Raw genomic sequence first — 25367 nt, 5'->3', positions numbered from 1 at the left:
CCCGCGGTCGCTGACGCGTACGGGCGGCGGTGGGAGGCCGGTGGCTACCGGCGGGGAACGGGTGGATTCCTCGACCCGTGCGCTTCCTGTTCTGCGCGGCCAGGCGGGGGGCCGATGCTGCCCCGGTCGACGAGCTGCGGGGGAAGGAGCCGGGTGACCCATGGTTCGGCTCTGTGTGCGGTGCTCTCTATACGGCGGACGAGCTGCTGGACGGCCATGTGCCCCAGGTCCCGGGGCGCGCTCTCGACGGACGAGTAGGGCAGCGAGAAGGTACGGGCGAACTCGTCGGAGTAGCGGCCGACGACCGACAGGTCCTCCGGAACGCTTCTGGCGCGACCGTGCAGAACGGACGGCAGCGCGGCAGCCGCGGCTTCGTTGTTCAGGAGCAGGCCCGTGGCCGCCGGATAGGTGTCCAGGAGGGCGTTGAGCCTGCGGCCGATGGCGGGCTGCTGGGCTTCGCCGAACACGGCGTGCAGACGAACCCCGTGCTGGCGGGCCTGGTCGAGAGCGGCGTTCTGGAGGCGCCACACGTACGCGCCGCCCCGCTCCACCACGTGTTGGGGCTGGGAGACCAAGATGAGTTCCCGGTGGCCCAGCCAGTGCATGTGATCGACCATCAGGCGCCCCGCGCGCTCGAAGTCCAGGTCGAACACGTCCACACCGGAGCCTTCCCCGGGCAGTCCGACGAGGGCCCCGGGCTGCGGTGCCTCCCGCAGGACCGGGAGGCGGTCGTCGTCCTCGGCCACGTTGAGCAGAACCACCCCGTCCACCTTCCGGGAGCGGGTGATCCGCCGCAGGGCACGGGCGCCGTCGGCCTCGCTGACCAGGAGGGTGTCGTATCCGAGTTTCCTGGCGCTGTCGGACACACCGGTGATGTACTGCAGCATGGCCGGGGCGAACTCGTCGTCCAGGAACCGGGCGAGCAGGCCGATCACCATGGTCTGTGCGGTGGCCAGGGCCTTCGCGCCCGCATTGGGCGTGAAACCCAAGCGGTCGGCGGCCTCCGCCACCCGCTGTCGTACCTCGGCCGAGATGGGGCGCTTGTTCGAGAAGGCGTAGGACGCGGTGCTCCTGGAGACGCCCGCCTCCCGTGCCACGTCGCCGATGGTGACCATTGGCCCTCCAGCCGGTCGAACCGGTTCGCTGAGTGTTCGGGAAGGGGGCAGCCGGGTCCCGGAGGACGTCCTGCGGGACCCGGCTGCCCCGTGTGGTGCCACGCGTACTCGTCAGTCCCGTCAGAGGTCCGCGGCGAGCCCCGTGACGGTGATGTTGTCGATGACCGGCGCGTACTGGGACCGCAGCAGGAAGTCCGGCCAGGTCTCGGACGCGTAGGAGTCGCCGTCGAAGTCGGGGAGCTCTTCGGAGGCGAACGTGACGGTGTTGGCCCCCTCCTCCAGTTCCACCGGGACGCTGAGCTCCCAGAAGTTGTTGGCGTGGTAGGTCGGGGGGAACAGGACGGGTTCGGCCTCGGCTCCGTTCACCGAGATGTCGGCCCTGCGAGCGACGGGGTTGGGGTTGTAGTGCGTCGACGGAGAGGTCTCCGGGTTGGCGTAGCGCACCCGCATGACGTGGGAACCCGCCTCCTCGGCCACCACGTCGAAGGTGAGCGTGTTCTGGTTGCCGGGCTCACCGCCGATGCCTTCGACCGCCGACCCTGTGTCGGAGAGTGAGAGGTCCACGACCTCCGCCGAACCCTCGATGCGGGCCTCCTCGGCCTCGTGGACGTTCGATGCCAAGTGCCCTCCGCCGTCGGTGACGTCGAGGCGGTCGACCAGTACGGCTCCTTCGTCGCCGGTCACGGTGACCTTGTTGACCCCGCCGGAGAGCGACACCGCCGTGGCGGTCGTCCCTTCGGTGACCCGGGCGACGCCCCGGTCGTTGACCGACAGGTCGGCCGCCCCCTCACCCAGCGAGCGGACCTCGAGGAGGGATTCGGCGTCCTCCTCCGAGTAGACCCAGAAGGTGACTCTGCCACCGGAGCCGACCTCGACCGCGCCGGAGCCGGATACGTCCCGCCCCTGCAGGCGCTCGTCCCGGTAGACCGGTGTGGCCCCCTCGAGGACGGCCGTCTCGGCCTCGTAGGTACTGCCCTCCGCACCTGAGGGCAAGTCAAGGGTGATGCGGTCGATGATCGCGTCACCCTGGGTGGCGCCCTCACCGTCGAGGCTCTCCGCCGCCAGGGAGATGACGTTCTCCCCCTCCTGGAGTTCGACGGTGGTGTCAGTGTGGTCCCAGACCACCCAGTTGTAGGCCAGGGGCAGGAAGAGCTCCTGCTCCTGCTCCTCCTCTCCGTTGACGCGGAGGAACACGTTGGTGGGCCCTTGGTCCTCGACCAGATCGTCGGTGTAGAGGGAGTTGGCGAAGACGCTCAGGTCGTAGGTCCCGGCCTCGGGGACGTCGACGGTGAAGTCGAGGACACCGTCCGACCCCGTTCTGAGCCCTCCGACGTTGTAGCCGCCGGACGTGTAGTACTTGGAGACGTCCTCGGGCGACCCCTCGGGGCCGTTCAGGCTGTAACCGCTGCCGGTGTACTCGGCGTCCTCGGCTTCGTACGATCCCTGCCACTGGAACGGGGGCTCACCGGTGGGGGTGCCGTCGCCGGCGGGGGTGAGCACGACCTCGTAGGCCGAGGACTCCTGTAGGGAGGGCAGTGCGTCGCCGAAGTCGAAGGTGACGGAACCGTCCCGGACGTCGACGACCTCCTCGGCGATCAATCGGGGCTGGGCGGCGTCGCCGATCTGCCCCGTCCAGGGGATCTCCCGCACCCAGGCGTGGACGCTGGAGCCGAAGAGTTCCTCGGGGACGTTGTCGAACGCGACCCGGGCCGCGCCGTCGGAGCCCCCGAAGACCGATCGGGCCAGGGCCCGTTCCTCGTCCAGGGTGGCGACCCCTTGGAGGGTGTAGTTCTCGCCGGGGTGGGGCGGGGTCACCTCGACCGTCTGCCCGGTCATGTTGCCGTAGGTGTTGTACAGCCACCACTGGCCGTTGGCCCGGTTGGCCTGGACCGCGCTGTCCGACAGGTTGCCGTTGATGTTCCAGAAGGCGATCATGGCGTCGACCTTGGACTCCTCGATCGCCGACATCCACTGGATCATCTGCCCGGGGACGGAGGTGTGGTAGTTGAAGGCGTACTCGTTGATGTTGATCGGGAGCTCCGTGCCCTCGTACTCCGTTCCCGCGAAGACCTCCGCTTCCCAGCCGCGGTAGCGTTCGACGGACCCGCGGATCTGGTCCGGGTGGCTGAGCTCGTGCCAGGTGATGACATCCGGAACCGTCCCCGCCGCGACGGTGTGCTCGAGGAACCCCTCGACCTCGTCGAACAGGATGCTGGTGTTGGGGCCGGAGATGCGGACGTCGCCCAGTTCCTCGCGGATGAGCGCGTAGGTGTCGTCCCAGGCCCGGAAGAAGTCGGTGGGATCGTCCAGCCAGCTGGTGCCGTCGTAGCTCCACTCACCGTCCCCGAACATGTTGCCTTCGGGCTCGTTGTAGGGCTCGACGACGATGTTGTCCAGCAGGGCCGGGTCCAGATCCTTGATCTGGCCGAGCTGGGTCTCGACGACCTCCATGTAGCCGGAGAGCTTCTCCTCCGGGGTCTCCCCCGGCCACTCGTAGGGGAAGCCGCGGTAGTAGTCGGTGGTCCGCACGTAGATGTCGCCGTCCGTCGCCTCCGCCAGGGAGGGCAGAACCTCCAGTGCGTCCGAACCGGGGTGCTGTGCGCCGTCCTGGCCCTTGGTGGCCACGGTGCGCACGTTCATCCCCTCGATGAGGTTGTCGGTCGGCAGACCCGGGCCGTAGAGGCCGTACAGGAGGCCGGAGGCTCCTCCGTGGAAATCTCCGGTACCAGCGGCCAGGTCCACGGTGAGCCGCTGGTCGTCGGGGTCGTTGATCCGCGGGCTGTGGTTCACGTCTGCCACCAATGCGGGGTCGTCGACTGCAACTTGGACGTCAGCGGGGTACTGATCGCTGGTGGAGCCCGGCTGAGGGCCCGCGTAGGCGGTGGCTCCTGTCATGGGGCTCACGGCCAGAGTGCTGGCGAGCGCGGCCGAGAACACGCAGAAGAGGGGCTTTTTCGGCGTCTTGGGCACCATGGGGGGCTGCTCCTGTTGTGGCTGTACCTGCCGGGTTCCGATCCGTTCCACGGACGGGGATCCCCTGATTCCTCTCTGTTTCCGATCTACATCGTCGAACCGGTTCGACGATGGGTGTGGACCCGCGGCCGCCCTAACACACCAGGCATGGGGACCACGCTTGCGATTGCGCCAATTGTTAACGCGAACATCATCACGGTCAACCCCCTTTCGTCAGATGATTCGCGTAGTAGTCCCCGTCGCCGCAGGGGCAACGACAACGATCCGCGGTGGTGTTCGCCTGAGCGGATCGTGCTGAATGCGAGCGGTAACGAACCGCTCCGAGCTGGTCTCCCGGCCCTGGTCGGCAGCCCCGACGGACCGCACGGACCGCGACCGCTTCCCACCGGTCGGAGACCGCCCGCCTGACCGTTTCCCCGGCGGACGGCCCAGGGTACGAAGGGGATGCCCCGGGGACCGTCGTGCCCCGTCCTGTCCGCGCCCCGAAGGGAACCGTCCTTTGCTCCCCCTCGTCACCGAGCCCGTCGACCGGCCCGCGCTGCGCTTCGGCGACCGGTCCCTCAGCTACCGGGAGCTCGCCGAGACCGCCTCCCGGCTGGCCGCCGAGCTCCCCCGCGACGGCCGAGTCGCCGTGTGGGCGACCCCGACCCTCGAGACGTGCGTCGCCGTGACCGCGGCGGTGCTGGCCGGTGTTCCGGCCGTGCCGCTGAACCCGCGCTCTGGGGAGAGCGAGCTGCGGCACGTGGTCGGTGACAGTGCCCCGGACCTGCTTCTCCACTCCCCTTCGCCCCGGGAGGGCGGCGAGGACCTGCCCGACGCCGTGCACTCGCTGCCCCGCCTGGCGGTGGACGCAGCGCCCGCACCGGGTACTCCCCCGCTCGTACGGCGGGTCGACGACGAGCGGACCGCGCTGATCGTCTACACGTCCGGCACGACGGGGCCGCCCAAGGGGGTCCTGCTGTCCCGCCGTGCGGTGCGGACCAACCTCGACACCCTCGCCCGGACCTGGGACTGGACCGCCGACGACGTGCTGGTGCACGCGCTACCCCTCTTCCACGTGCACGGCCTGGTACTGGGGGTCCTGGGACCGCTGCGGTTGGGCGGACACCTACGCCACCTGGGCCGGTTCGACCCCGTCGCGGCTGCCCGATCCTTCACCGAAGGCACGGTGCTCTTCGGCGTCCCGACCATGTACCACCGCCTCGCGGAGGCCGTCACCGAGGACCCGTCGCTGGCCCGGGACCTGGCCCGCGCGCGCTTGCTCGTGTCCGGTTCGGCCGCGCTGCCGGTGTCCGACCACGAGCGCCTGACCGCCGCGACCGGCCACCGGGTGGTGGAGCGCTACGGCATGACCGAGACCCTGATGAACACCAGTGTCCGCCCCGGCGGCCCCTCGCGCCCCGGCACAGTGGGCACCCCGCTGGAAGGCGTGGAGGTGCGCCTGGTCGACGACGGGGGCACGCCTCTGGAGCCCGGCGGGTCCGGGAACGGCGTATCCGGGGCGGACGAGAGCGGCGGCGGGTCCGACGAGATCGGCGAGGTCCAGGTGCGCGGCCCGAACCTGTTCAGCGGCTACCTCAACCGGCCCGAGGCCACGGCCGAGGCGATGTCGGACGGCTGGTTCCGCACCGGGGACATGGCCGTGTGGGACGGCGGCGGGTCCGTTCGGCTGGTCGGCCGCAAGAGCACCGACCTGATCAAGTGCGGCGGGTACAAAATCGGTGCCGGGGAGATCGAGAACGTGCTGCTCTCCCATCCGGGTGTGGCCGAGGCGGCCGTCACCGGGGAGCCCGACCCGGACCTGGGTGAACGCGTCGCCGCCTGGATCGTCCCGAGCGGGTCGGCCCCGCCGTCCTTGGAGGAGCTCGCGAAGCTGGTCTCGGCGGAGCTGGCACCGCACAAACGCCCCCGTCGACTGCACGTGGTCGACTCGCTGCCCCGCAACGACATGGGCAAGATCCTCAAACGGGAGCTCCATACCTGACCAGGGAAGCGGACAAGAGGACGGCCCCGCCGAGCTGTGCTCGACGGGGCCGACACGGCCCGGACCGGTGCGGCGGTCGCCTCACGGCGGGTGGCACAACACGGTTCCTGGCGCCCACGAGGGGTTCGGTATTCCGTGAAGGCTTCAGTTGAGCCCGGGGGACACTTGCTACCGCACCGGCCCGGACCACGCACAACGGGGTGGGGCGGGTGACTATTCCCGGGGCCCGAATCCGGATTCGCTCCGGATGCCTGCGGCCCGCTCCCGGCCGGCTACTGTGCCGACCAGCCCCCGTCGGAGGGCAGGATCGCACCCGAGACGTTCACCCCGTCGTCGCTCAGCAGGAAGCTGATCGAGGCGGCGAGCTGCGGCGCGGTCGCGATCGGCGGGACCAGTGCCAGGAAGTCGTCCAGGCGGCCGCGCCCGTACTCCGATCCGCCCGCGCTCATTCCGGTGGCGACACCGCCGGGGGCCACGGCGTTGACCCGGATGCCCTGCGGTCCGTACATGAAGGCCGAGCTCTTGGTGATGCCGACGACGGCGTGTTTGGACGCCGTGTAGGCCACCCCGGAGGTCGATCCCTTGAGGGCCGCCTCCGAGGCCACGTTGACGATCGAGCCGCCACCCGTCTCCAGCATCACTCGGACCACGGCCCGGGTGATGCGGAACAGGCCGACGACGTTCACGGCGAACACCCGCTCCCACATCTGGTCCGAGACCTCGTGGATCGGAGAAAAATCGTCGCTGATGCCCGCGACGTTGGCGAGCCCGTCGATGCGCGGACCGGCGGCCTCGAGGATGCGCGCCACGCCATCGGACTCGGTCAGGTCGGCCGCGACGGTGGTCACGTCGGAACCGGACAGCTCCGAGGCCAGAGCGTCCAAGCCGTCGGAGGAGATGTCGACGGCGATGACACGACCGCCCTCGCGCGCCACTCGGGAGGCGGTGGCACGACCGATCCCGGAGGCTCCGCCGGTGACGACGACGGTCTGACCGTCGAAGCGGCCCGGGATGACGCGCTCACGCCACCCGGCCGCGGTGCCGCTCCCCTCGGGGATCACTCCCCCGTTCACCCGGCGGACCAGGTCGTCGACGGTGTCCTGGGTGACCGACCCTTGGCTGAGCTCGACCATCTGCTGGAGCGGGAGGTTGCTGACCGGGGCCAGGGAGTCCGTGCCCACCCCCGCCCGCGCCAGGAGTTCACCGAGGGCTTCAGCGCCTTCGGGGTGCGCCAGCCACACACCGATCGTGCTGCTTCCGGTCAGCGGCGAGCTCTGATCCGCCATGGTGTCCCTCTTCCTGTGTCGGCTCGGTTCCGAGGGTCGCCTATCCGAGCCGGAAATATAACGACTTCCTGTCGCAAACATTAGGACATTCAGTCGCGAAAGTCACGTGGTGTGTGGATACTGGTGGCATGCCTAGAATCCGGGGCGAGAACCTCGCCGACCACCGCGAACGCACGTGGACCGCGCTGACGGAGGCGCTCGACGGCCTCCTCACCGAGCACTCCTTCGAACAGGTCTCCCTTGGGGACGTCGCCGCCCGGGCCGGGATCGCGCGCAACACCGTGTACAACTACGCCCCGGACAAGACCGCGCTCCTGGCGGCCACCGTCGAGCACTCCGGTGCCGCGATGGCGCGGCGGATCGAGGAGATCGCCGAAGACCGGGCCTCCTCCCCCGCCGCGCGCATCACGGCGATCGTCGAAGCCCTCCTGAAGTCGTTCTCCACCGAGACGCACCGGCTCTTCGTCCTCCAGAGCCAGCTTCAGCCCCGCGCTTCAGAGGACCTGGCGGCGGCGGGCCCGTACGTGTTCATCAAGGCCCGGTTCGTCGGCGTGGTGCGCGAGGGTGTCGCGCGCGGGGAGTTCCGCGACACCGGCGACGTCCACCTCGATATCGAACTCGTCTCCGGGCTGCTCGAGGCCGGCGTCCGCCGGATCGCGCGCGACCCCGCCAACGCGACCGGCGTCATGGAGCGCACGACCGCGATGGTCATGCGGTGTCTGCGGTCCGGATGATCGGCGAGCCCCCTGGCCCTCGGAAGGTGCGGCGGTAGGCACTGGGGCTCACGCCCAGGGCCTGCTGCATGTGCTGGCGAAGGGAAGCCCCCGTGCCGAAGCCCGCTTGGGCGGCGACGCGGTCGACCACGAGATCGGACTCCTCCAGCAGGTGGCGGGCGCGGTCGAGGCGCTGCTCGGCGAACCAGCGGCCGGGCGACAGGCCCGTCTCTTCCCGGAAGCGGCGGGTGAAGGTGCGCACGCTCATGGAGGCGTGTTCGGCCATCTCGCGCAGGCCCGGCTGGTCCTCCAGGTTCTCGAGGGCCCATGCCCGGGCTCCGGCGGTGGCGGCGCGGGCCTGCTCGGGCACGGGGCGGCGCACATACTGGGCCTGGCCGCCGTCGCGGTGCGGCGGGACGACGGTGCCGCGGGCCACCTCGTTGGCGACCGCGGCGCCGTGGTCGGAGCGGATCATGTGCAGGCACAGGTCGATGCCGGAGGCGACCCCGGCGGCGGTGAGCACACGGCCGCCGTTGTCGGTGTACAGCACGTCCGGGTCGAGGTCGATGTGCGGGTACATGGCGCGGAAGAAGCCCGCCGAACGCCAGTGGGTGGTCACGCGGCAGCCGTCCAGGAGCCCGACGGCTGCGAGGACGAAGGCGCCACTGCAGATGGAGGCGACCCGGGCGGTGGCGGGGATGCGGTCGAGGGCCGCGGCCAGGTCCGGGGCGAGGGGGTCGTGGGGGCGCTCGACGTAGTCCTCCTCGGCGGCGGGCAGCATGACCGTCGCCGCCTCGGCCAGGACCTCGGGGCCGCGGGGGACGTTGATGCTGAAGTCCGAGTCGGTGGCCACCTCGCCGGGTTCCAGTGCGCAGGTGACCACCTCGTAGAGCGGGTTCCCGTCGGCCCCGCGGGCCTGCCCGAAGAGGCGGTGGACGATACCCGTCTCGATCGGCAGGAGCCGGTGGCGGACGAGCACGGCGACCGGGTGGCGCTCGGGGTGCATGAAGACAGACATGGCCTGATTCTTTCACATATTGGCTTTCGGGCCACTGTCGGCGAGGGTGCCTTCCGCAGGACGCTGGTTCCATGCTCAACACGACACGGAACCACGCACCCGCCCGGCCGCGCCGCGCCTGGCTGATCGCCCTGGTTGCGGGCCTGACCATCACCGGGGCGGCCGCCTTCGCCGCGATGCCCGGACTCCTCACCGACCCCCTGCACAGCGAGTACCAGTGGTCGCGCGCCTCCATCGGTCTGGCCGCCTCGGTGAACATGGTGGTCTACGGACTCATCGCCCCCTTCGCCGCCGCCCTGATGGACCGCTTCGGTATCCGCCGGATCGCGCTGACAGCGCTGGCGGTGGTGGTCGCGGGCGCCTTCCTCACGACCGTGATGGCCCAGCCCTGGCAGTTCACCCTGTACTGGGGGCTGCTCGTGGGTGCCGGGGCCGGCGCCCTGGGGATGACCTTCGCCGCGACGGTCGCGCACAACTGGTTCGTGGAGCGCCGCGGCCTGGTGGTCGGCGCGCTCACCGGCGCGAGCGCCTTCGGACAGCTGGTGTTCCTGCCAGCGCTGGCGTGGGTGGTGGACCACCACTCCTGGCGCCCGGCCGTGGTGACGCTGGCCCTGGCCTCCTTGGCCTTGGCCGCTCTGGTGGCCGTGGCCCTGCGCGACCACCCCGCGGACGTGGGCCTGCGCCCCTACGGAGCGCGCGAGTTCACACCCAAGCCCGAGCCGGAGCGGGGCGCGGCCGCACGGACGGTCCGGGTGCTGGCCGGCGCCGTGCGCCAGCGTCGCTTCTGGCTGCTGGCCGGGACGTTCGCGGTGTGCGGGGCGACCACCAACGGGCTGCTGTGGGCGCACTTCGTGCCCGCCGCCCAGGACCAGGGCATGCCGGTGACGGTGGCGGCCGCACTGGTGTCCGCGGTGGGCGTGTTCTCGCTGGTGGGAACGGTGCTTTCGGGGTGGCTCTCGGACCGGTACGACCCGCGGTTGCTGCTGGCGGTGTACTACGGCGGCCGGGCCGCCCTGCTGGCCCTGCTGCCCCTCATCCTGGGGCCGGACGCGGGACCGGCGATGCTGGCCTTCGTGGTGCTGTTCGGCCTCTTGGACGTGGCGACGGTGCCGCCCACCATCCTGCTGGGCCGGAGGATGTTCGGCGCGGACGGCGCGGTGGTGTTCGGCTGGATCAACGCGGTGCACCAGGTGGGTGCCGGGGCGATGGCGGTCACCGGCGGCCTGGTGCGCGACGTCGGCGGCGGATACGGGCCGCTGTGGCTGCTGGCGGCGGCGCTGTGCGTGTTCGGGGCCCTGCTGTCCCTGCGGATCGGTCGGGAGGCCTGACGATGCGCCCGAGTGCTTTCTCACTGGTGGTTCTGGTGATCACGGGCCTGTTGGGTTACGTGGGGCTGACCGGACTGGAGCAGGGTGTGCGAGCGGCCCAGGGCGAGGGAGTCCCGGGTGCGTTCGTGGCGGAGTCGGTGTCGTGCGTGCAGCACCCGGGGCACGAGTCCTGCACCTGCCAGGGGACGTTCACCCCGGAGTCGGCCGAGGACGGCGCGGGTGCCGCCGGGGACGGGCAGGACGTCCGCCTGCACGCCGCCGACCGGTCCACGTGCGTGGAGGGTGAGGAGGTCGCGGCGGTGGACGCCGGCGCCGCCGACCGGGTGTACGGGCCCGACGGCTCGCGCGAGTGGATGCTTTCAGCGCTGTTCGTCCTGGTCGCGGTCGGCGCGTTCGGAGTGGTGATCGGGGGCTGGATCCGCGCGGCGTGGATTCGGGGCAAGGCGTAGTCGCGGCGTAGCGGTAGCGCGGATCGTGTGAGCGGGCTCGGCCCGGAGGACCGAAGGGGACTCCGGTCCGATCGGCATTCACCACCCTTTGGAACTCAGGCCGGAATGCATTTGGGAGCGATCCCAAATTCTTGCCGAAACCCCCTTGTTACGCATCTAGCGCGCTCGTACAGTCACTTAACACCCATTCAGCGGGCGATTCGAACCCTCAACGGGACCCGCGCGCGACCCGCTAGCTCGCGCGTGTCAGGGGCCTCGGAACCCGCACCCCCATTGGAGAGCACGATGCACACGAGCAGGAAGACCGAACAGAACAGGAAGACGGTACGACACACCGTCACCGCCACCGTGGGCCTCGGGGCCGCCGCGGCCCTCACCGCGACCGCCCTCACCTGGACCGCGGGCGACGCGGACCCCAACACCGAACTGACGTCGACGGACGCCGCCCAGCAGGGCGAGCTCGTCTGGTCCGACGAGTTCGACGGCGCTCAGGGCGACGCCCCCGACCCCGACAACTGGAACCACGAGACCGGCGACCACGGCTGGGGCAACCAGGAGCTGCAGAACTACACCACCAGCCGGGACAACTCCGCCCTGGACGGTGACGGCAACCTCGTCATCACCGCGATCGAGGAGGACGACGGCGGCTACACCTCCGCCCGCATGACCACGCAGGACAACATCGAGCACGCCTACGGCCGGATCGAGGCGCGCATTCAGCTGCCGAGCGGCCAGGGTGTCTGGCCCGCCTTCTGGATGCTCGGCTCCGACTTCCCCGACACGGAGTGGCCCGACTCCGGCGAGATCGACATCATGGAGCTCATCGGCAGCGAGCCCGAGACCGTCCACGGGACCGTGCACGGCCCCGGCTACTCGGCGGGCGACGGGGTCGGCGCCTCCTACGACCACCCGGACGGCGGGTCGTTCGCCGACGACTTCCACGTCTACGCGATCGACTGGGAGCCCGGCTCGATCACCTGGTCCGTCGACGGAGTCGAGTACAACACCATCACCCCGGACGACGTCAGCGGCGACTGGGTCTTCGACCAGGAGTTCTTCATGATCCTCAACGTCGCGGTGGGCGGTGAGTGGCCGGGCTACCCCGACGAGACCACCGAGTTCCCGCAGGAGATGGTCGTGGACTACGTCCGCGTCTACGACATGGAGTAGGGACCGACCCGGCGCCGGACCAGTACCACACCACCGTCGCCAACACCCCCGCCGCCGGGGCCCGAGGCAGCTGCCTCGGGCCCCGGCCCCGCGTGCGGCACTGCTGTCGGGATCCACCGCGGACCTCCCGGGTGGAAGCACCGTTCCCCGGGTGGGGCCGCTCATGTCCGTGCTTTAAGCAGGCAATACCCAGCGTCATGTTACGTTCACGGCATGGACGGACCCTCGGAACCCACTCCGTCGAAGGCGGACCATCGGCCGACAGGGGGTGCACTCACCGTCGGTGGGGCCCTCCTAGCCCTGGCCGTCGCCACCGGCTGCGCTTCGGGCGGTGCCTTCGACGAACCGGAGGAGAAGGCGTTCGACGACATTCCCGAACTGCTCCTGGTCGAGGTGGAGGACGCCGATCTTGAGCTGGTCCCCGCGGACACGGAGCAGATCCGGGTGACGCGCGAGGAGACCGGAGCCGCGGGCGGTGACTGGGACCTGGAGGGTGACACGCTCACCTTGGAGGCCGACTGCGGCACCCTCACCGACTGCGAAGTGCGCTACGAGGTCGCGCTGCCCGCCGACACAGCGCTGTCGGTACAGGCCTCCGGCGGCACCACCACCGTTTCCGACTTCACCGCCCCCGTCGAGGTGTCCACCGGAAACGGACCCGTGCGGGTCTCCAGCGTCCGCGGCCCGCTCACCCTGACCTCGGGGAACGGGGACCTGCACGTCGAGGAAGCCGGGCCGGAGAGCCTGATGGCTGCCACCGACAACGGCACCATCGACGCCCGGTTCTCCGAGGCACCCTCCGAAGTGGAGATCAGCACCAACAACGGCGATGCGACGGTCGCGCTGCCCGGCGGCCCCTACGCGGTGTTCGAGACGGTCGGGAACGGCGAGATCCGCTCCGAGATCCCGGTGGACGACTCCGGGGACAGCACCGTCACCGCCCGGACCGACACCGGCACCATCGCTCTCGTCTCCACCGGCTGACCCGGCCCGACCGTGCTTCCCTGACACGGGACTCGGGAGCGGGCGGCCGGGTCCGGCCACCGTGCCACGGGGTGCGGTGATGGGATACGACCTGCCCTTCGCCTAGAATCACCACGCGTGCCCGTGACTGACCACACGCGCTCCTCAGTCCCCGGAGCGCCGCCCGGAGACCGCCCCCGACGGGAGCACGGATGCCCCCTCTTGACCCCGGTTACCTCATCAGCCTGGCCTTTTCCTGCCTCCCAGCAGTAGTGGGAGTGGTCGGACTCTGCCTCCTCTCCCGGTTCCCCCGAGCGGCCCGCGGTATGGCGATCAGCGGGCTGGTCCTGCTCACCGCCTCGTCCGTGGTGCACCTACTCATGGAACTCTTCGTCTTCAGACTCCTGTGGAGGGCTGGGCTGTTCGAGGTCTCCACCGTCGTGGGATTCCTGAGCAGCTTCATGATCGCCGCCGGTTTGCTGTTCCTGGCCCTGGCCGCCACCCGCCGCGACCCGGTGGACCCGGCTCGCCCGCAGGCCGAACCCTGGCAGGGCGCACCAGCGCCCCATCCCGGCATGCCCCAGCCGCACCCCGGCTACGGGCAGCCCGGCCCCGCACAGCCCGGACCAGGGCAGCCCGGACCGGGTCACACCGGCCCGCACGGAGGTACCTGATGCTCATTATCTTCAACACGGTGATCGCCTTCGCCCAGGCACTGTTCTTCGGGGTCGTGGGTATTCTCGCGCTGGTGCGCGCCAAAGGAGCCGGCCGGGCACGCGGGCTCGTCATGACCGCGGGGGCGCTGGCCTGCCTCTACGCGCTCTGGTCGGCGGCCATGCAGGTCCTGTGGATGTCGGTCCCACCGGTCCCGGCGACCGTGCCGGGAGTGGACGCCCCCGAGCTCACTCCGATGGAAGCCTTCATGGAGAACGTGCTTCAACCGGCATGGCGTTACGGCAGCTGGCTGCTCATCTGCGCCATCGCGCTGTTGCTGGTGATCGCACTGGCCCGGTCCGGCGCAGCGGCGGCCAGGACACCTCGGCACCACGGACACCAGGGGCCGACCGGACCTCCGGGGCCCCACGGGCAGCTCGGACCCCACGGGCAGCAGCCACCGCACCCCGGCCAACAACCCGCAGGGGATCAGCCGTACGGCGCGCAGTACCAGCAGGCCCACCACCAAGCCCAGGGGCACAGCGGGCCGCAACATCCGCCCATGCCCTACGGCCACAGCGGACCACAGCAACCGCCCGGGCCCCAGGGGCCGCCTGCTCCGCCGCCCGCAACACCGCCGCAGGGATCGGCCGCTCCCCCGCCGCACTGGGCACCCCAAGCGCCACCTTCGGACCACCGGCCGCCGGCCCCGCCGGAACAGCTGGCGCACCAGCAGCCTCCCCTCGAGGGCCAGTGGGCGCCGGACCCCGCGCTGGGGCAGCCTCCGCAGGAGCCGCCGCGAAGACGCCCGGGCCGCCACCGCGCGCCCGACTCCTCGGAGCATCCCGACCCACCGGGGCACCCCGAGGGCCGCTGACACCGCCCTGGCCTGGCCGCATGTGGGCTCTCTCATGTAGGCGGCCCCGTGATGGACCTTGCGCTATGCCCTAGAATCCTCACCATGTCCGGTCCCGCACGCTTTCTGCGCATGGTTCTGATCTCCATGTCGCTCACGAGCACCGACAACGGCCTGTGTCGCCGCCGGTGCCGTCTTCGCGTGCGCTGACCCGACCCGTCTTCCCGCACCCCGCGCGGCACCGGTGCACCCCTGACGTATTCACGGCCCAGGCCGTCCCGCCCCGTCATGTTTGGACGCCACCCCTGTGACCGCAACACCCACCGCAACGACCGGGAATGCCGGTTCCGAAGTCCACCCGACCGAGGCCTCTCCCTTCGCCCTGAAGTGGCGCCCCACGCTCTCGGTCCCGCCGCCCCAGGCCGCCGAGGCCGAGCCGGTCCGCTGGTGGCCGCTCGCCGTAGCCCTGATCGGCGCGCTGGGCCTGTCCGCCTTCGTGTGGTCCGAGCACGGAGCGCTGCCCGCCGTCCTCCTGCTGCTGGGCACCGGCCTGGGCTTCACCCTGTTCCACTCCCGTTTCGGGTTCACTTCGGCCTGGCGCCAGTTCCTCGCCGTCGGCAACGGCACTGGTCTGCGCGCCCACGCGGTCCTGCTCGGGACGACCGCCACCCTGTTCGCGCTGGTCATCGGGACCGGAACGGGTCTGTTCGGGAACGAGCCCGAGCCCATGGCCGGTCCGATCGGCATCGCCCTGTTCGCCGGGGCCTTCCTGTTCGGGATCGGCATGCAGCTCGGCGGCGCATGCGCCTCGGGCACGCTCTTCGCGGTCGGCTCCGGCCAGTCCGCCATCGTCATCACGCTCTTCGGCTTCATCGTCGGCTCCCAGATCTACAGTCTCGCGTGGCCACTGGTCGCCGACCTGCCCGAGGTTCCGCCGATGCTCCTCTCCGACCACGTCGGCTGGGGCGGTTCCTGGGCCCTGACCATCGCGGCGCTGATCGGCCTGGTCGTCATTACCCGCGCGGTGCAGAACCGCCGCGTCCCGCCGCCCGTTGGCGCCCCGCCCTCGGCCCAGGGGCTGCTGCGGATCGTGCGCGGCAGCTGGCCGCTGATCGCGGGCGCACTGGTCCTGGCCTTCCTCGGCGCGGCCGTGCTCGTCGTCTCCGGCGGGGCCTGGGGCATCACCTCGGCCTTCAACCTGTGGGGCGCCAAGGCCCTGCAGCTGGTCGGCGTGCAGCCCGAGACCTGGGCGTTCTGGGCCCAGCCGGACCAGGCGGCCCAGCTGGCCGACCCGATCCTTCAGGACAAGAACAGCCTCACCAACATCGGCATCATCCTGGGCGCCGCGGTGGCGGCCGGCGCCGCGGGCACCTGGAAGCTGCACTCGGGCCTGAGCTGGAACCTCGTGGCCGCCGGCCTGGTCGGCGGCATCCTCATGGGCATCGGCGCCCGCCTCGCCGGCGGCTGCAACATCGGCGCATACCTGGCCGGTATCGGCTCGGGCAGCCTCCACGGCTGGCTGTGGGCCGCCTTCGCGCTGGCCGGAACCTGGGCCGGGCTGCACGCCCGCTCCCTGTTCGGCCTGGCCGTGCCCAAGCCCAGTGACAGCGCCTGCTGAGGCGACCCGCCCAGAGGGAACCGACAACCCGCACAACGCACCGACGCCCACCGGAGAGCCGCACCACGGCCCGGTGGGCGTCGGCGTGTCCGGGGTCCACCGCACCACTCGCGCGAAGGCACCGCGAGGGCGCCGCGGAGCCCTGCGGAGCCGTGCGCACCAACTTTTGCATGATGTTGACTGATGCAAGAATTGTGCCTAAGTTTATCCCCACGGAGTGTCCCCGAACACTCACAGATCCGCTCCCGTGGTGCGTCATCCGCCCACGTCACAGCGGCCTCCAGCTCCCCGGACCAGGGGCGCTTGCTTACCCCCACCCCCCAAATTTCCCAGGAGTACCTCCGTGCGCAGGTTTCTCTCCTTCAGCGCTTGTCTCGCTCTCATCGCGGCCACCGCATGCGGCAATGAGGAGCAAAACACCGACGAACCCGTGGTGATCGGCTACATCACCCCGCTGACCGGCGACTTCTCCAACCTCGGTACCGACAACGAGCAGGCCGTCGAGCTGGCGGTCCAGCAGGTCAACGAAGACGGCGGGGTCCTCGGCCGCGATATCGAACTCGAGACCCGGGACGACCAGAGCTCACCCGACCAGTCAGTACTGGCCTTCAACGACATCCAGTCCGAAGAGCCGGCGGCCTTCATCGGTTCGGCGTTCTCCGACAGCGCCATGGCGACCATCCCCGCCATCGAGCGCAGCGGTGTCCCCTACCTCTCCCCCACCCCCGCGGACGAACAGCTCGACCCCCTCCGCGACGAGGTGTTCGTCGTCCCCGCCACTGCGGCGGCCTACGCCGAACGGGCCCTCGAGTACTTCGAGGCCGAAGGCATGGACCGGGTGTCCGTCGCCTACTCGGCCACCTCCTACGCCGTCGCCGGTTACCTGGCCATGGACGAGCTGGCCGACGACTACGGGATCGACCTGGTACAGGTCAACGAGTACCAGCAGGACACCACCGACTTCGGGCACGTCTTCTCCGGCCTGGACGAGGAAGAACCCGACGCCCTCCTCTTCTGGGGAACCGGCCCGCCCGGAGTGACCTTCACGCAGCAGTACGACGCCGTGGACGCCGACATCCCCCTGGTGGTCACCGGTTCGCAGGCCTCCCACCTCTGGTTGGAGCCGGCCGGGGAGGCCACCGAGGGTGTGACCGTCCTCAGCTCCATCGGCGTGGTCGGCGAGCACCTCCCCGAGAGCGACCAGAAGGACGTCATCCTCGAGACCGTCGACGCCTACTCCGAGGAGCACGGCCAGGAGCCGCCCCAGTTCGCCCTCGACGGCTACACCGCCGTCCAGCTCCTGGTCGAGGCCATCGAGTCCGCCGGTTCCACCGAGCACGAGGACATCCTGACGGCTCTGGAGGGCCTCGAGCTCGTCACACCGAACGGCACCTACACCTACTCCGAGACCGACCACGCCGGGATCAGCACGGAGGCCATCTCCGTCAACCAGGTGGAGGACGGCGAGTTCGTCCCGGTGCCGTGGTCGATCGAACAGCTCAACGCCACCTACGGAGGCTGACCGTGCCCCAGCTGGACATCGCCGGTCTCAGTCGGTCCTTCGGAGGGGTCCACGCCGTCCAGGACGTGGACCTGACCGTCGCCGACGGCGAGACCCGGGGCATCATCGACCCCAACGGCGCGGGCAAGTCCACCATCTTCAACCTGATCAGCGGTCACCTGCGCGCCGACCGCGGCACCGTGGCGCTGGGCGGGCGGTCCTTGGGCCGCCTGTCCGCCCACCGGCGCGCCCGCAGGGGCGTAGCCATCGTGTTCCAGGGCGCACGTATCTTCCCCGGTATGAGCGTGCTGGAGAACGTGATGGTCGGCGCGCACCTGCGCGAGCGCTCCGGGTTCACCTCGGCGATCCTGCGCCTGCCCGCCCACCACGCCACGGAACGGCGGATCAGTGCCCTGGCCCGCGAGGCGCTGGACCGGGTCGGCCTGTCCGACCGGTCCGACGCCCCCGCGGAGTCCCTGCCCATCGGCCAGCAGCGCGCGATGCAGCTGGCCCGGGCGCTGTGCGCTGACCCGGAACTCCTCCTGCTCGACGAACCCGCCTCCGGCCTGCGCGCACAGGAGCGCGAACGGCTCGCGGTCATCGTCGAGGAGCTCCGGGAGACCGGCCAGACAACACTGCTCATCGAACACGACGTGTCCTTCGTCGCCCGCCTCTCCGACCGGATCACCGTCCTGGACCTGGGGCGGGTCATCGCCGAGGGAACACCCGACGAGGTGCGCCGGGACCCCCGGGTCGTCTCCGCCTACCTCGGTACGCAGGAAGGGGCCGCGGCGTGATCGCCCTAGAGGACCTGGTGGTCCGGTACGGAGCGGCCACCGCCCTGGACGGGGTCTCGCTCTCCGTGGGCGAGGGCGAGATGGTCGCGCTGGTCGGGCCCAACGGTGCTGGAAAGTCCACATTGGTGGACACCCTGTCCGGAGTGCTGCGTCCGGCCTCGGGCCGGGCCGAGATCAAGGGCAGGCTGGCCCACGTACCCGAAGGGCGCCAGCTGTTCGGGGACCTCACGGTCGAGGACAACCTGCGGCTGGGCGCGTGGCGCGTGCGTGAACGCGACCCCGCCCACGTCTACGAGGTCCTGCCCGACCTTCGGGAACTGCACCGCCGCCGGGCGGGTGCGCTGTCCGGCGGGCAGCAGCAGATGGTCGCGGTCGGGCGGGCGCTGATGGCCCAGCCGGACGTGATCGCCGTGGACGAGTTGTCCCTCGGGCTGGCGCCCAAGATCGTCGGGAACCTGGTGCGCCACCTGGTCGGCCTCAACACCGAGCGCGGAACAGCCGTGCTCCTGATCGAACAGAATGCCCGGCTGGCCTTGGACGTGTGCTCGCGCGCCTACGTCCTGGAGGCAGGGCGCGTGGTCGCGGAGGGGTCCAGCGCCGGCCTGGCGCGGGACCCCGCGGTGGCCCGCGCCTACCTGGGCGAGGGGGTGGCGTCGTGACCGAGTTCCTCCACCACGTGATCAGCGGTATCGCCATCGGCTGCGGGTTCGCGCTCGTGGGCAGCGGGCTGGTGACCATCTACCGGGTCACCGGCGTCGTCAACTTCGCCCAGGGCATGTTCGCCGTGGTCGGCGGGATGACGGCGGCGGCCTTCCTCAGTGCCGGGCTCTGGCACGGCGTCGCCGAGCTGGCGGCGGTGGCCGTCGCCGGCCTGGTCGGGGCGTTCACCTGGGCGCTGGCCCTGGGACGGCGCGGCACCTCCCCGATGACCGCGCTCATCGTCACCCTGGCGATCAGCTTCCTCGCCTACGCGGTCCTGGTCGCGGCGTTCGGCGACACACCTCGCTCCACGGCGGGGTTGTCCGGGATGACGTCGCTGATGGGTGTGCCGGTACGCCGTCACCACCTGCTGGTCATCGCGGTCACCGCGGTGGTGTTCGTTCTGCTGTGGCTGTTCCTGACCCGCACCTACCTCGGCAAGGCGCTCACCGCTTGCGCCACCAACCCCTACGCGGCTCGGGTGGTGGGGATCCCGGTGGCCCACATGGCGCTGTTCGCCTTCGTGCTGGCGGGTGTCCTCGGCGGGCTCGCCGGTGTGCTGCTCACACCACTACGGCCGATGTCGTTCAACTCGGACGTGTCATTGATCGTGCACGGTTTCGCGGCCGCGATCCTCGGCGGGCTGACCCGGCCCATGATCGCGCTCGCCGGCGGCGTCCTCCTCGGTGTCGTCGAGGCACTGGTCGCCGGGTACGGCAATGCCGCCTACCAGACCATGGTCGCGCTCGTCGTCATGCTCACCGTGATGGTCTGGCACGCGGCGCGACGCCCCACGGTTCACCAGGAGGTGACTGCGTGAGTAGTGCGACCGTGTCCGCCCCGGACCGTTCCGAAGAGTCGGGGCTGCCTTCCCCACCGCGCCGGTGGCCCCGCCACCTGGGGTTCGCGCTGCTCGCGGCGGCCGCCCTCTTGGCACCGCTCGTCTTGGACAGCGGCGGCCTGGCCGTGTACGTCCAGGTGGCGCTCAGCGCGTGCGTGGTTGTCGGTATCTCCCTGCTCATGGGGTACGCCGGTCAGGTCTCACTGGGCCAGGCGGTGTTCTTCGCAGTCGGCGGCTACACGGCGGCGATGGTCTCCATGCACGGGTGGCCCACCTTGGCGGGGCTGTTCCTCGCTCCCCTGGTGGCGGCCGGAATCGCCCTGTTGCTGGGCCTGCCCCTGCTGCGCCTGCGCGGCCACCACCTGGCCTTCGCCACCATCGCCGTGCACATGATGTTCCTGGTGGTCGTGGCACAGACCGACGCGCTCGGTGGCAGCGTGGGCCTGCAGGGCGTCCCGCTGCTCTCGTTGGGCCCTTGGGAGGTGTCGACCAACCTCGGGTACGCGTACCTGTCGCTCGCGGTGCTCGCCGTCGTGGTCCTGGTGGCACGCAACACGGTGGACTCCCGGCCGGGCCGGGCCCTGCGCGCGCTGGCCACCAGTGAAACCGCGGCCGCCTCCTCCGGGATCCCCGTCGGCCGGTACAAGCTCACCGTCTTCGCCCTGTCGGCCGCGTTCGCCGGGGCAGCCGGCGGTGTCTACGCCTTCTACATCGGGTTCCTCTCACCGGGGATGTTCCCGGTGGCGATGTCGATCAGCTACGTGGTGATGGCGGTGGTCGGCGGACTGGGATCCGTGTGGGGTGCCGTCGTGGGTACCGCCCTCGTGACGGTCGGGGTCCACTTCCTCGGCGTGCTGGGGACCGTGGACGGCATGCCCGACTACGCGCCGAGCGTGTTCTCGTACGCGGTCTACGGGCTTCTGCTGGTGGTCACGGTGCTCTTCCTGCCGCACGGGATCGTTCCCTCCGTCCGTGAGCGGTGGCGACGACGCCGGAGCGTTCGCCACCGCGATGCGCGGGAAGAGGAGCTCAATCGGGAATGACGTCTATGATCTCCTCGACGAGCTGGGTCGCCGTCTCCTGATAGGTCTCGTGCAATTCGTTGACCAGGGTCTGGGCCGGTACCGCGGGCCAGTCCTCGCACAGGTAGGCGAGCGGGAGGCGCGGGTCCGCGCGGATCAGCCTCATCCACTCCGTCACCAGGTAGAGGAGCCGGGCCAGCTCGTCGGGGGCCTCGGGTACCGGGTTCGGAACCGCCCACCGGGCGAGGAAGTCCCGGTACCTGTGCTCCAGGTCGGCGATGTCGTAGGCCTCGTGGACGAGCTGGCCGGCCTCGGTCGGCGGTCCCAGGCGCGCGTGGAAGACCCGGACGTGGTCGACGAGGTCGAGTTCGGCGACGAAGCCGGAGGTGTCCACGACCGAGGGGGCGATCCACAGCCCGCTGCGCAGCGGACCGAAACCCGACCAGGACAGTCGGGTGCGCAGGTCGTGCCGCTGGCGCTGCCAGGCCTCCGGCAGTGAGAAGGACAGCAGGGTCCACAGGCCGTCGTCGTCGAGGTTGACCACCCCGGCGTCCCAGATGCGCTTCTCACCTTCGGTGAGGATGTCCACGCACCGGGGGGTGAGCCCGTAGTAGACGCGGCGGCCCTTGCGTTCGCGGTCCAGCAGGCCGCGCTGGGCCATCCTGCTCAGCGTGGAGCGGACCGCTTGCTCGGACACGCCGACGCGGGAGAGGACGTCGATGAAGGATCCGGAGAAGACCCGGATGCCCCTCCCCAGGACGAACCGGCCGAGGAAGGCCAGCATGAACGACTGCGGTCGTGCTCGAACACCGTCCCGTTCCCGCACCGCTTCGGCCCCGTGCGTCGGCTCGTCCATATATTCCGCCATTCCTGCCTCTACCTGGCCCAATGGTAGTCGGGGCTGCTCAGGGCATCCGACCGCATCATATTGTGCATTTTCTTGACTGCTGCAAGATTTGCACATAAGTTCGTGCACCACCACCCCCTTCCATCGATCGCCCCCCAACCCCCCAACCCCTCCCTCCAGAAACGGAGTTCACCGATGGACCTGACGGGAAAATCGGCACTGGTCACCGGCGCCGGGCGCGGCCTCGGCCGGGCCTACGCGCTCGAACTGGCCCGGCGCGGCGCCCAGGTCGTGGTCAACGACGCTGACGGTGAAGCCGCGGCGAAGGTGGCCGCCGAGATCACCGAGGCCTCCGGCACCGCCATCCCCCACGAAGCAGCCGTGGGCACCTCCCAGGTCGCGGACGACCTCGTGAACACGGCCGTCACACACTTCGGCGGCCTGGACACCCTGGTCACCAACGCGGGAGTACTGCGCGACCGCGTGCTGTGGAAGATGTCGGACGAGGAGTTCGACACCGTCGTCGACGTCCACCTGCGCGGCACCTTCACCTGCGCCCGCGCCGCCGTGACCCACATGCGCCAACGCGGCGAAGGCGGGCGCCTGGTCATGGTCGCCTCCCCCGCAGGGCAGCGCGGCAACTTCGGCCAGACCAACTACGCCGCCGCCAAGGCCGGGATCGCCGCCATGGTCCGCACCTGGTCGATGGAGTGCGCCCGCGCCGGCATCACGGTCAACGCCGTCGTCCCCGTCGCCGCCACCGCCATGACCGCCACCATCCCCGACTTCGCCCCGCACGTGGCCGCCGCGCAGGACGAGGGCGTGCCCCTGCCCGGGTGGATGCGCCAGGCGGAGGGCTTCGGCACCCCCAAGGACGCTGCCGGACTCGTGGCCTACCTCGCCTCGGACGAGTCCGCGCACGTCACCGGCCAGTGCGTCGGCATCGGCGGCGACAAACTCTCCCTCTGGTCGCACCCCCAAGAGGTCTCCGTGGCCTACCGCGACGGCGGCTGGAGCGCCGAGGCGATCGGTTCAGTGTGGTCCCATACCCTGGGCCGCGACGAGCAGAGCGTCGGCATCCCCGCACCGACACCGCCAGCGGGTGAGGCCTGATGGGCGGTATCGACCTGGACCGGATCACCGCCATCGACGTGCACACCCACGCCGAAGTCTCCACCACCGGCGGAGACGCGCTCGGCGACGACCTGCACGAGGCGTCCAGCGCCTACTTCGGAGTCGAGGGCGAGCGCAGACCCACCCTGGACCAGATCGCCGCCCACTACCGCGAGCGGAGCATGGCGTGCGTGGTCTTCCCCGTGGACACAGAGTCCACCTCCGGGCTGCCCGCGGTACCCAACGAGGAGGTCGCCGAGGCGGCGGCCGCCCACTCCGACGCCCTCATCCCCTTCGCCAGCGTCGACCCGGCCAAAGGCGCCCTCGGGGCCCGCAGGATCCGGAGCCTCGTGGCCGACTACGGGGTCAAGGGGTTCAAGTTCCACCCCAACCTGCAGGAGTTCTTCCCCAACGACCGCTCCGCCTACGCCCTCTACGAAGCGATCCGCGAGAGCGGGGCCATCGCCCTCTTCCACAGCGGACAGACCGGTATCGGCGCCGGGGTACCCGGCGGGGGCGGTGTACGCCTCAAGTACTCCAACCCCCTGCACGTGGACGACGTGGCGGCCGACTTCCCCGGGATGCCGATCATCCTGGCGCACCCCTCCTTCCCTTGGCAGGAGGAGGCCCTGTCGGTGGCCACGCACAAACCCGAGGTGCACATCGACCTGTCCGGCTGGTCACCCAAGTACTTCCCGCCGCTCCTGGTCCGCTACGCCAACAGCCTGCTCCAGGACAAGGTCCTCTTCGGCTCCGACTACCCGGTGCTCTCCCCCGACCGCTGGCTGGCCGACTTCGACAAACTCGACATCAAACCCGAGGTCCGCCCCAAGATCCTCAAGGACAACGCCGCACGCCTGCTGGGGCTCCACCACGCGGCGGAGGGATAGCCCGATGCGCAACCAAGGAATCGGTTCGTGGACCGCACGGCGCGCCCGTACCTCTCCCGAACGGGTCGCCCTGGTCCACGAGGACACCACCCGCACCTACGCCGAACTGCACGAACGCGTCCTGCGCCTGGCCTCGGTCCTCGACGGGCTCGGGGTCTGCAGCGGAGACCGCGTCGCCTACCTGGGCACCAATCACCCGTCACTGCTGGAGACGCTGTTCGCCTGCGGCAGCCTCGGAGCGATCATGGTCCCGCTCAACACCCGGCTGGCCGTCCCCGAACTGGATCACATCGTCCGGGACAGCAGGCCGTGCCTCCTGGTCCACGGCGCCGACCACACCGGCCCCGCCGCCGAACTGCACTCCCGAGAGGCCGTACCCCAGCTACTGCCCGTCTCCGGGCACGGCCCCGACGACTACGAGCAACGGCTCGCCGCCGCCAACCCCGCGGTCCTGGACGAGCCCGTCCAGCTGGACGACACGTGCATGATCATGTACACCTCCGGGACCACCGGCAGGCCCAAGGGCGCCATGCTCACCCACGGCAACCTCTCGTGGAACTGCGTCAACGTCCTCCTCGACGTCGACCTGACCGCCGACGAGGTCACCCTGGTCACGGCACCGATGTTCCACACCGCCGCGTTGAACATGACCTGCCTGCCGACCCTGCTCAAGGGCGGCCGACTGGTCATCGCCCCCCGGTTCGACCCCGACCTGGCCTTCGACCTCATCGAGCGGGAACGGGTCACCTGGATGTTCGGCGTCCCCGCGATGTTCAACGCGCTGTCGGCGTCGCCGCGCTGGGCCGACGCCGACCTGTCGTCGGTCCGGATGCTGGAGGCGGGCGGGGCCCCGGTCCCGGAGAGCACCATCGCCACCTACCAGAAGCGCGGCCTGACCTTCCTGCAGGGCTACGGCATGACCGAGGCCGCTCCCGGAGTGCTCTTCCTCGGCGAGGCCGACGCCGAGCGCAAGGCCGGCACCGCGGGCCGTCCCAGCTTCTTCACCGACGCCCAGGTGGTGCGCCCCGACATGACACCGGTCGAGCCGGGGGAACCCGGGGAGATCGTGGTGAACGGGCCCAACGTCATGCACGGCTACTGGGGACAGGCGGACAGCACCGCCGCCGTGCACACCGACGGCTGGTTCCACAGCGGGGACGTGGGAGTGACCGACGACGAGGGTTTCGTCCGCATCGTCGACCGGATCAAGGACATGTTCATCTCCGGCGGGGAGAACGTCTACCCGGCCGAGGTGGAGAACGTCCTGCACGCCCACCCCGCCGTCAGCGACTGCGCCGTGGTCGGGGTCCCCGACCGGACCTGGGGCGAGGTGGGCCACGCCTACGTGGTCGCGGCCGAGGGATCGCAGAGCACGGCGGCGGACCTGAGCGCGCACTGCCGCGCGCACCTGGCCGGCTACAAGGTCCCCAAGTCCTTCGCCCTCATCCGGGAGCTTCCCCGCAACGCCTCCGGGAAGCTCCTCAAACACCGTCTGCGCGACAGTTCCTGACACCACCACGATCGGAGATC

At 70.5% G+C, this 25367-nt stretch carries 22 protein-coding genes; 17 read left to right on the top strand and 5 right to left on the bottom strand.

The genetic code is table 11. The annotated features are described in order from the left end of the window. Window positions 1–44: 44 nt before the first annotated feature. Together ACYVD1_RS11675 and ACYVD1_RS11670 are read right to left on the bottom strand one after the other, a co-directional pair. Window positions 45–1115 carry a LacI family DNA-binding transcriptional regulator gene (locus tag ACYVD1_RS11675; protein ID WP_460771281.1) on the bottom strand — a complete coding sequence of 357 codons (1071 nt, stop codon included), beginning with the start codon at window positions 1113–1115 and terminating at the stop codon, window positions 45–47. A gap of 120 nt (window positions 1116–1235) precedes the next feature. Further along, window positions 1236–4088 (bottom strand): cellulosome protein, encoded by a 2853-nt coding sequence (locus ACYVD1_RS11670; protein ID WP_460771279.1) that lies wholly within the window; start codon window positions 4086–4088, stop codon window positions 1236–1238. 499 nt (window positions 4089–4587) lie between these two features. On the opposite strand from ACYVD1_RS11670, the gene ACYVD1_RS11665 reads away from it, so the two are divergent. After that, window positions 4588–6072, top strand: a complete 1485-nt coding sequence (locus tag ACYVD1_RS11665) for an acyl-CoA synthetase (protein WP_460771275.1) — start codon at window positions 4588–4590, stop codon at window positions 6070–6072. 272 nt (window positions 6073–6344) lie between these two features. Here ACYVD1_RS11665 and ACYVD1_RS11660 read toward each other — a convergent pair whose 3' ends face one another. Then, a complete protein-coding gene (locus ACYVD1_RS11660; RefSeq protein WP_460771273.1) occupies window positions 6345–7358 on the bottom strand; it encodes an SDR family NAD(P)-dependent oxidoreductase in 1014 nt (337 codons plus the stop codon). A gap of 128 nt (window positions 7359–7486) precedes the next feature. Here ACYVD1_RS11660 and ACYVD1_RS11655 point away from each other — a divergent pair, with 128 nt between their 5' ends. Next, window positions 7487–8092 (top strand): TetR/AcrR family transcriptional regulator, encoded by a 606-nt coding sequence (locus ACYVD1_RS11655; protein WP_460771271.1) that lies wholly within the window; start codon window positions 7487–7489, stop codon window positions 8090–8092. Here ACYVD1_RS11655 and ACYVD1_RS11650 read toward each other — a convergent pair. Then, the gene (locus tag ACYVD1_RS11650) at window positions 8067–9089 is read right to left on the bottom strand and encodes a GlxA family transcriptional regulator (RefSeq protein ID WP_460771269.1); all 1023 of its coding nucleotides are present in this window, start codon (window positions 9087–9089) and stop codon (window positions 8067–8069) included. The two genes, ACYVD1_RS11655 and ACYVD1_RS11650, sit on opposite strands and share 26 nt — an antisense overlap. A 71-nt stretch (window positions 9090–9160) precedes the next feature. Between ACYVD1_RS11650 and ACYVD1_RS11645 the strand changes: the two genes are divergently transcribed. The 12 genes from ACYVD1_RS11645 (at window position 9161) to ACYVD1_RS11590 (ending at window position 21008) form a co-directional block, all read left to right on the top strand. Continuing rightward, window positions 9161–10417: an MFS transporter gene (locus ACYVD1_RS11645; protein WP_460771266.1), complete on the top strand. Its 1257-nt coding sequence runs from the start codon at window positions 9161–9163 to the stop codon at window positions 10415–10417. A 2-nt stretch (window positions 10418–10419) separates the two neighbouring features. Further along, window positions 10420–10866: a hypothetical protein gene (locus ACYVD1_RS11640; protein WP_460771263.1), complete on the top strand. Its 447-nt coding sequence runs from the start codon at window positions 10420–10422 to the stop codon at window positions 10864–10866. A gap of 285 nt (window positions 10867–11151) precedes the next feature. Further along, window positions 11152–12036 carry a glycoside hydrolase family 16 protein gene (locus ACYVD1_RS11635; protein WP_460771259.1) on the top strand — a complete coding sequence of 295 codons (885 nt, stop codon included), beginning with the start codon at window positions 11152–11154 and terminating at the stop codon, window positions 12034–12036. Window positions 12037–12249: 213 nt separating this feature from the next. Then, window positions 12250–13020, top strand: coding sequence for a DUF4097 family beta strand repeat-containing protein (locus ACYVD1_RS11630; protein ID WP_460771255.1), 771 nt, complete (start codon window positions 12250–12252; stop codon window positions 13018–13020). Between the two features lie 191 nt (window positions 13021–13211). Continuing rightward, window positions 13212–13673 carry a hypothetical protein gene (locus ACYVD1_RS11625; protein ID WP_460771253.1) on the top strand — a complete coding sequence of 154 codons (462 nt, stop codon included), beginning with the start codon at window positions 13212–13214 and terminating at the stop codon, window positions 13671–13673. Continuing rightward, a complete protein-coding gene (locus ACYVD1_RS11620; protein ID WP_460771250.1) occupies window positions 13673–14530 on the top strand; it encodes a hypothetical protein in 858 nt (285 codons plus the stop codon). Before ACYVD1_RS11625 ends, ACYVD1_RS11620 begins: the two co-directional genes overlap by 1 nt. 286 nt (window positions 14531–14816) lie before the next feature. Then, the gene (locus ACYVD1_RS11615) at window positions 14817–16127 is read left to right on the top strand and encodes a YeeE/YedE family protein (protein ID WP_460771247.1); all 1311 of its coding nucleotides are present in this window, start codon (window positions 14817–14819) and stop codon (window positions 16125–16127) included. Between the two features lie 343 nt (window positions 16128–16470). Continuing rightward, on the top strand, window positions 16471–17649 hold the full coding sequence (locus ACYVD1_RS11610) for an ABC transporter substrate-binding protein (RefSeq protein ID WP_460771245.1): 1179 nt from the start codon (window positions 16471–16473) through the stop codon (window positions 17647–17649). 2 nt (window positions 17650–17651) lie between these two features. Then, on the top strand, window positions 17652–18425 hold the full coding sequence (locus ACYVD1_RS11605; protein WP_460771243.1) for an ABC transporter ATP-binding protein: 774 nt from the start codon (window positions 17652–17654) through the stop codon (window positions 18423–18425). Beyond that, a complete protein-coding gene (locus ACYVD1_RS11600) occupies window positions 18422–19084 on the top strand; it encodes an ABC transporter ATP-binding protein (RefSeq protein ID WP_460771241.1) in 663 nt (220 codons plus the stop codon). The genes ACYVD1_RS11605 and ACYVD1_RS11600 overlap by 4 nt, the downstream gene beginning before the upstream one ends. Continuing rightward, on the top strand, window positions 19081–19944 hold the full coding sequence (locus tag ACYVD1_RS11595; protein WP_460762630.1) for a branched-chain amino acid ABC transporter permease: 864 nt from the start codon (window positions 19081–19083) through the stop codon (window positions 19942–19944). Before ACYVD1_RS11600 ends, ACYVD1_RS11595 begins: the two co-directional genes overlap by 4 nt. Next, window positions 19941–21008, top strand: a complete 1068-nt coding sequence (locus tag ACYVD1_RS11590) for a branched-chain amino acid ABC transporter permease (RefSeq protein ID WP_460771239.1) — start codon at window positions 19941–19943, stop codon at window positions 21006–21008. The genes ACYVD1_RS11595 and ACYVD1_RS11590 overlap by 4 nt, the downstream gene beginning before the upstream one ends. On the opposite strand, the gene ACYVD1_RS11585 is transcribed toward ACYVD1_RS11590, so the two are convergent. Beyond that, complete coding sequence (locus ACYVD1_RS11585; RefSeq protein ID WP_460771237.1) at window positions 20995–21843, bottom strand: PaaX family transcriptional regulator; 849 nt, start codon at window positions 21841–21843, stop codon at window positions 20995–20997. The two genes, ACYVD1_RS11590 and ACYVD1_RS11585, sit on opposite strands and share 14 nt — an antisense overlap. Before the next feature lie 186 nt (window positions 21844–22029). On the opposite strand from ACYVD1_RS11585, the gene ACYVD1_RS11580 reads away from it, so the two are divergent. Genes ACYVD1_RS11580 through ACYVD1_RS11570 form a run of 3 tightly spaced genes read left to right on the top strand, consistent with a single transcriptional unit; the run spans window position 22030 to window position 25347 of the window. Then, window positions 22030–22947, top strand: a complete 918-nt coding sequence (locus tag ACYVD1_RS11580) for an SDR family NAD(P)-dependent oxidoreductase (protein WP_460771235.1) — start codon at window positions 22030–22032, stop codon at window positions 22945–22947. After that, complete coding sequence (locus tag ACYVD1_RS11575) at window positions 22947–23837, top strand: amidohydrolase family protein (protein ID WP_460771233.1); 891 nt, start codon at window positions 22947–22949, stop codon at window positions 23835–23837. Before ACYVD1_RS11580 ends, ACYVD1_RS11575 begins: the two co-directional genes overlap by 1 nt. A gap of 4 nt (window positions 23838–23841) precedes the next feature. Continuing rightward, a complete protein-coding gene (locus tag ACYVD1_RS11570) occupies window positions 23842–25347 on the top strand; it encodes an acyl-CoA synthetase (RefSeq protein ID WP_460771231.1) in 1506 nt (501 codons plus the stop codon). The last annotated feature ends 20 nt before the right edge of the window (window positions 25348–25367 follow it).

It is taken from the genome of Nocardiopsis nanhaiensis (assembly GCF_054778635.1).
This window is presented reverse-complemented; position numbering and strand designations above follow the sequence as displayed.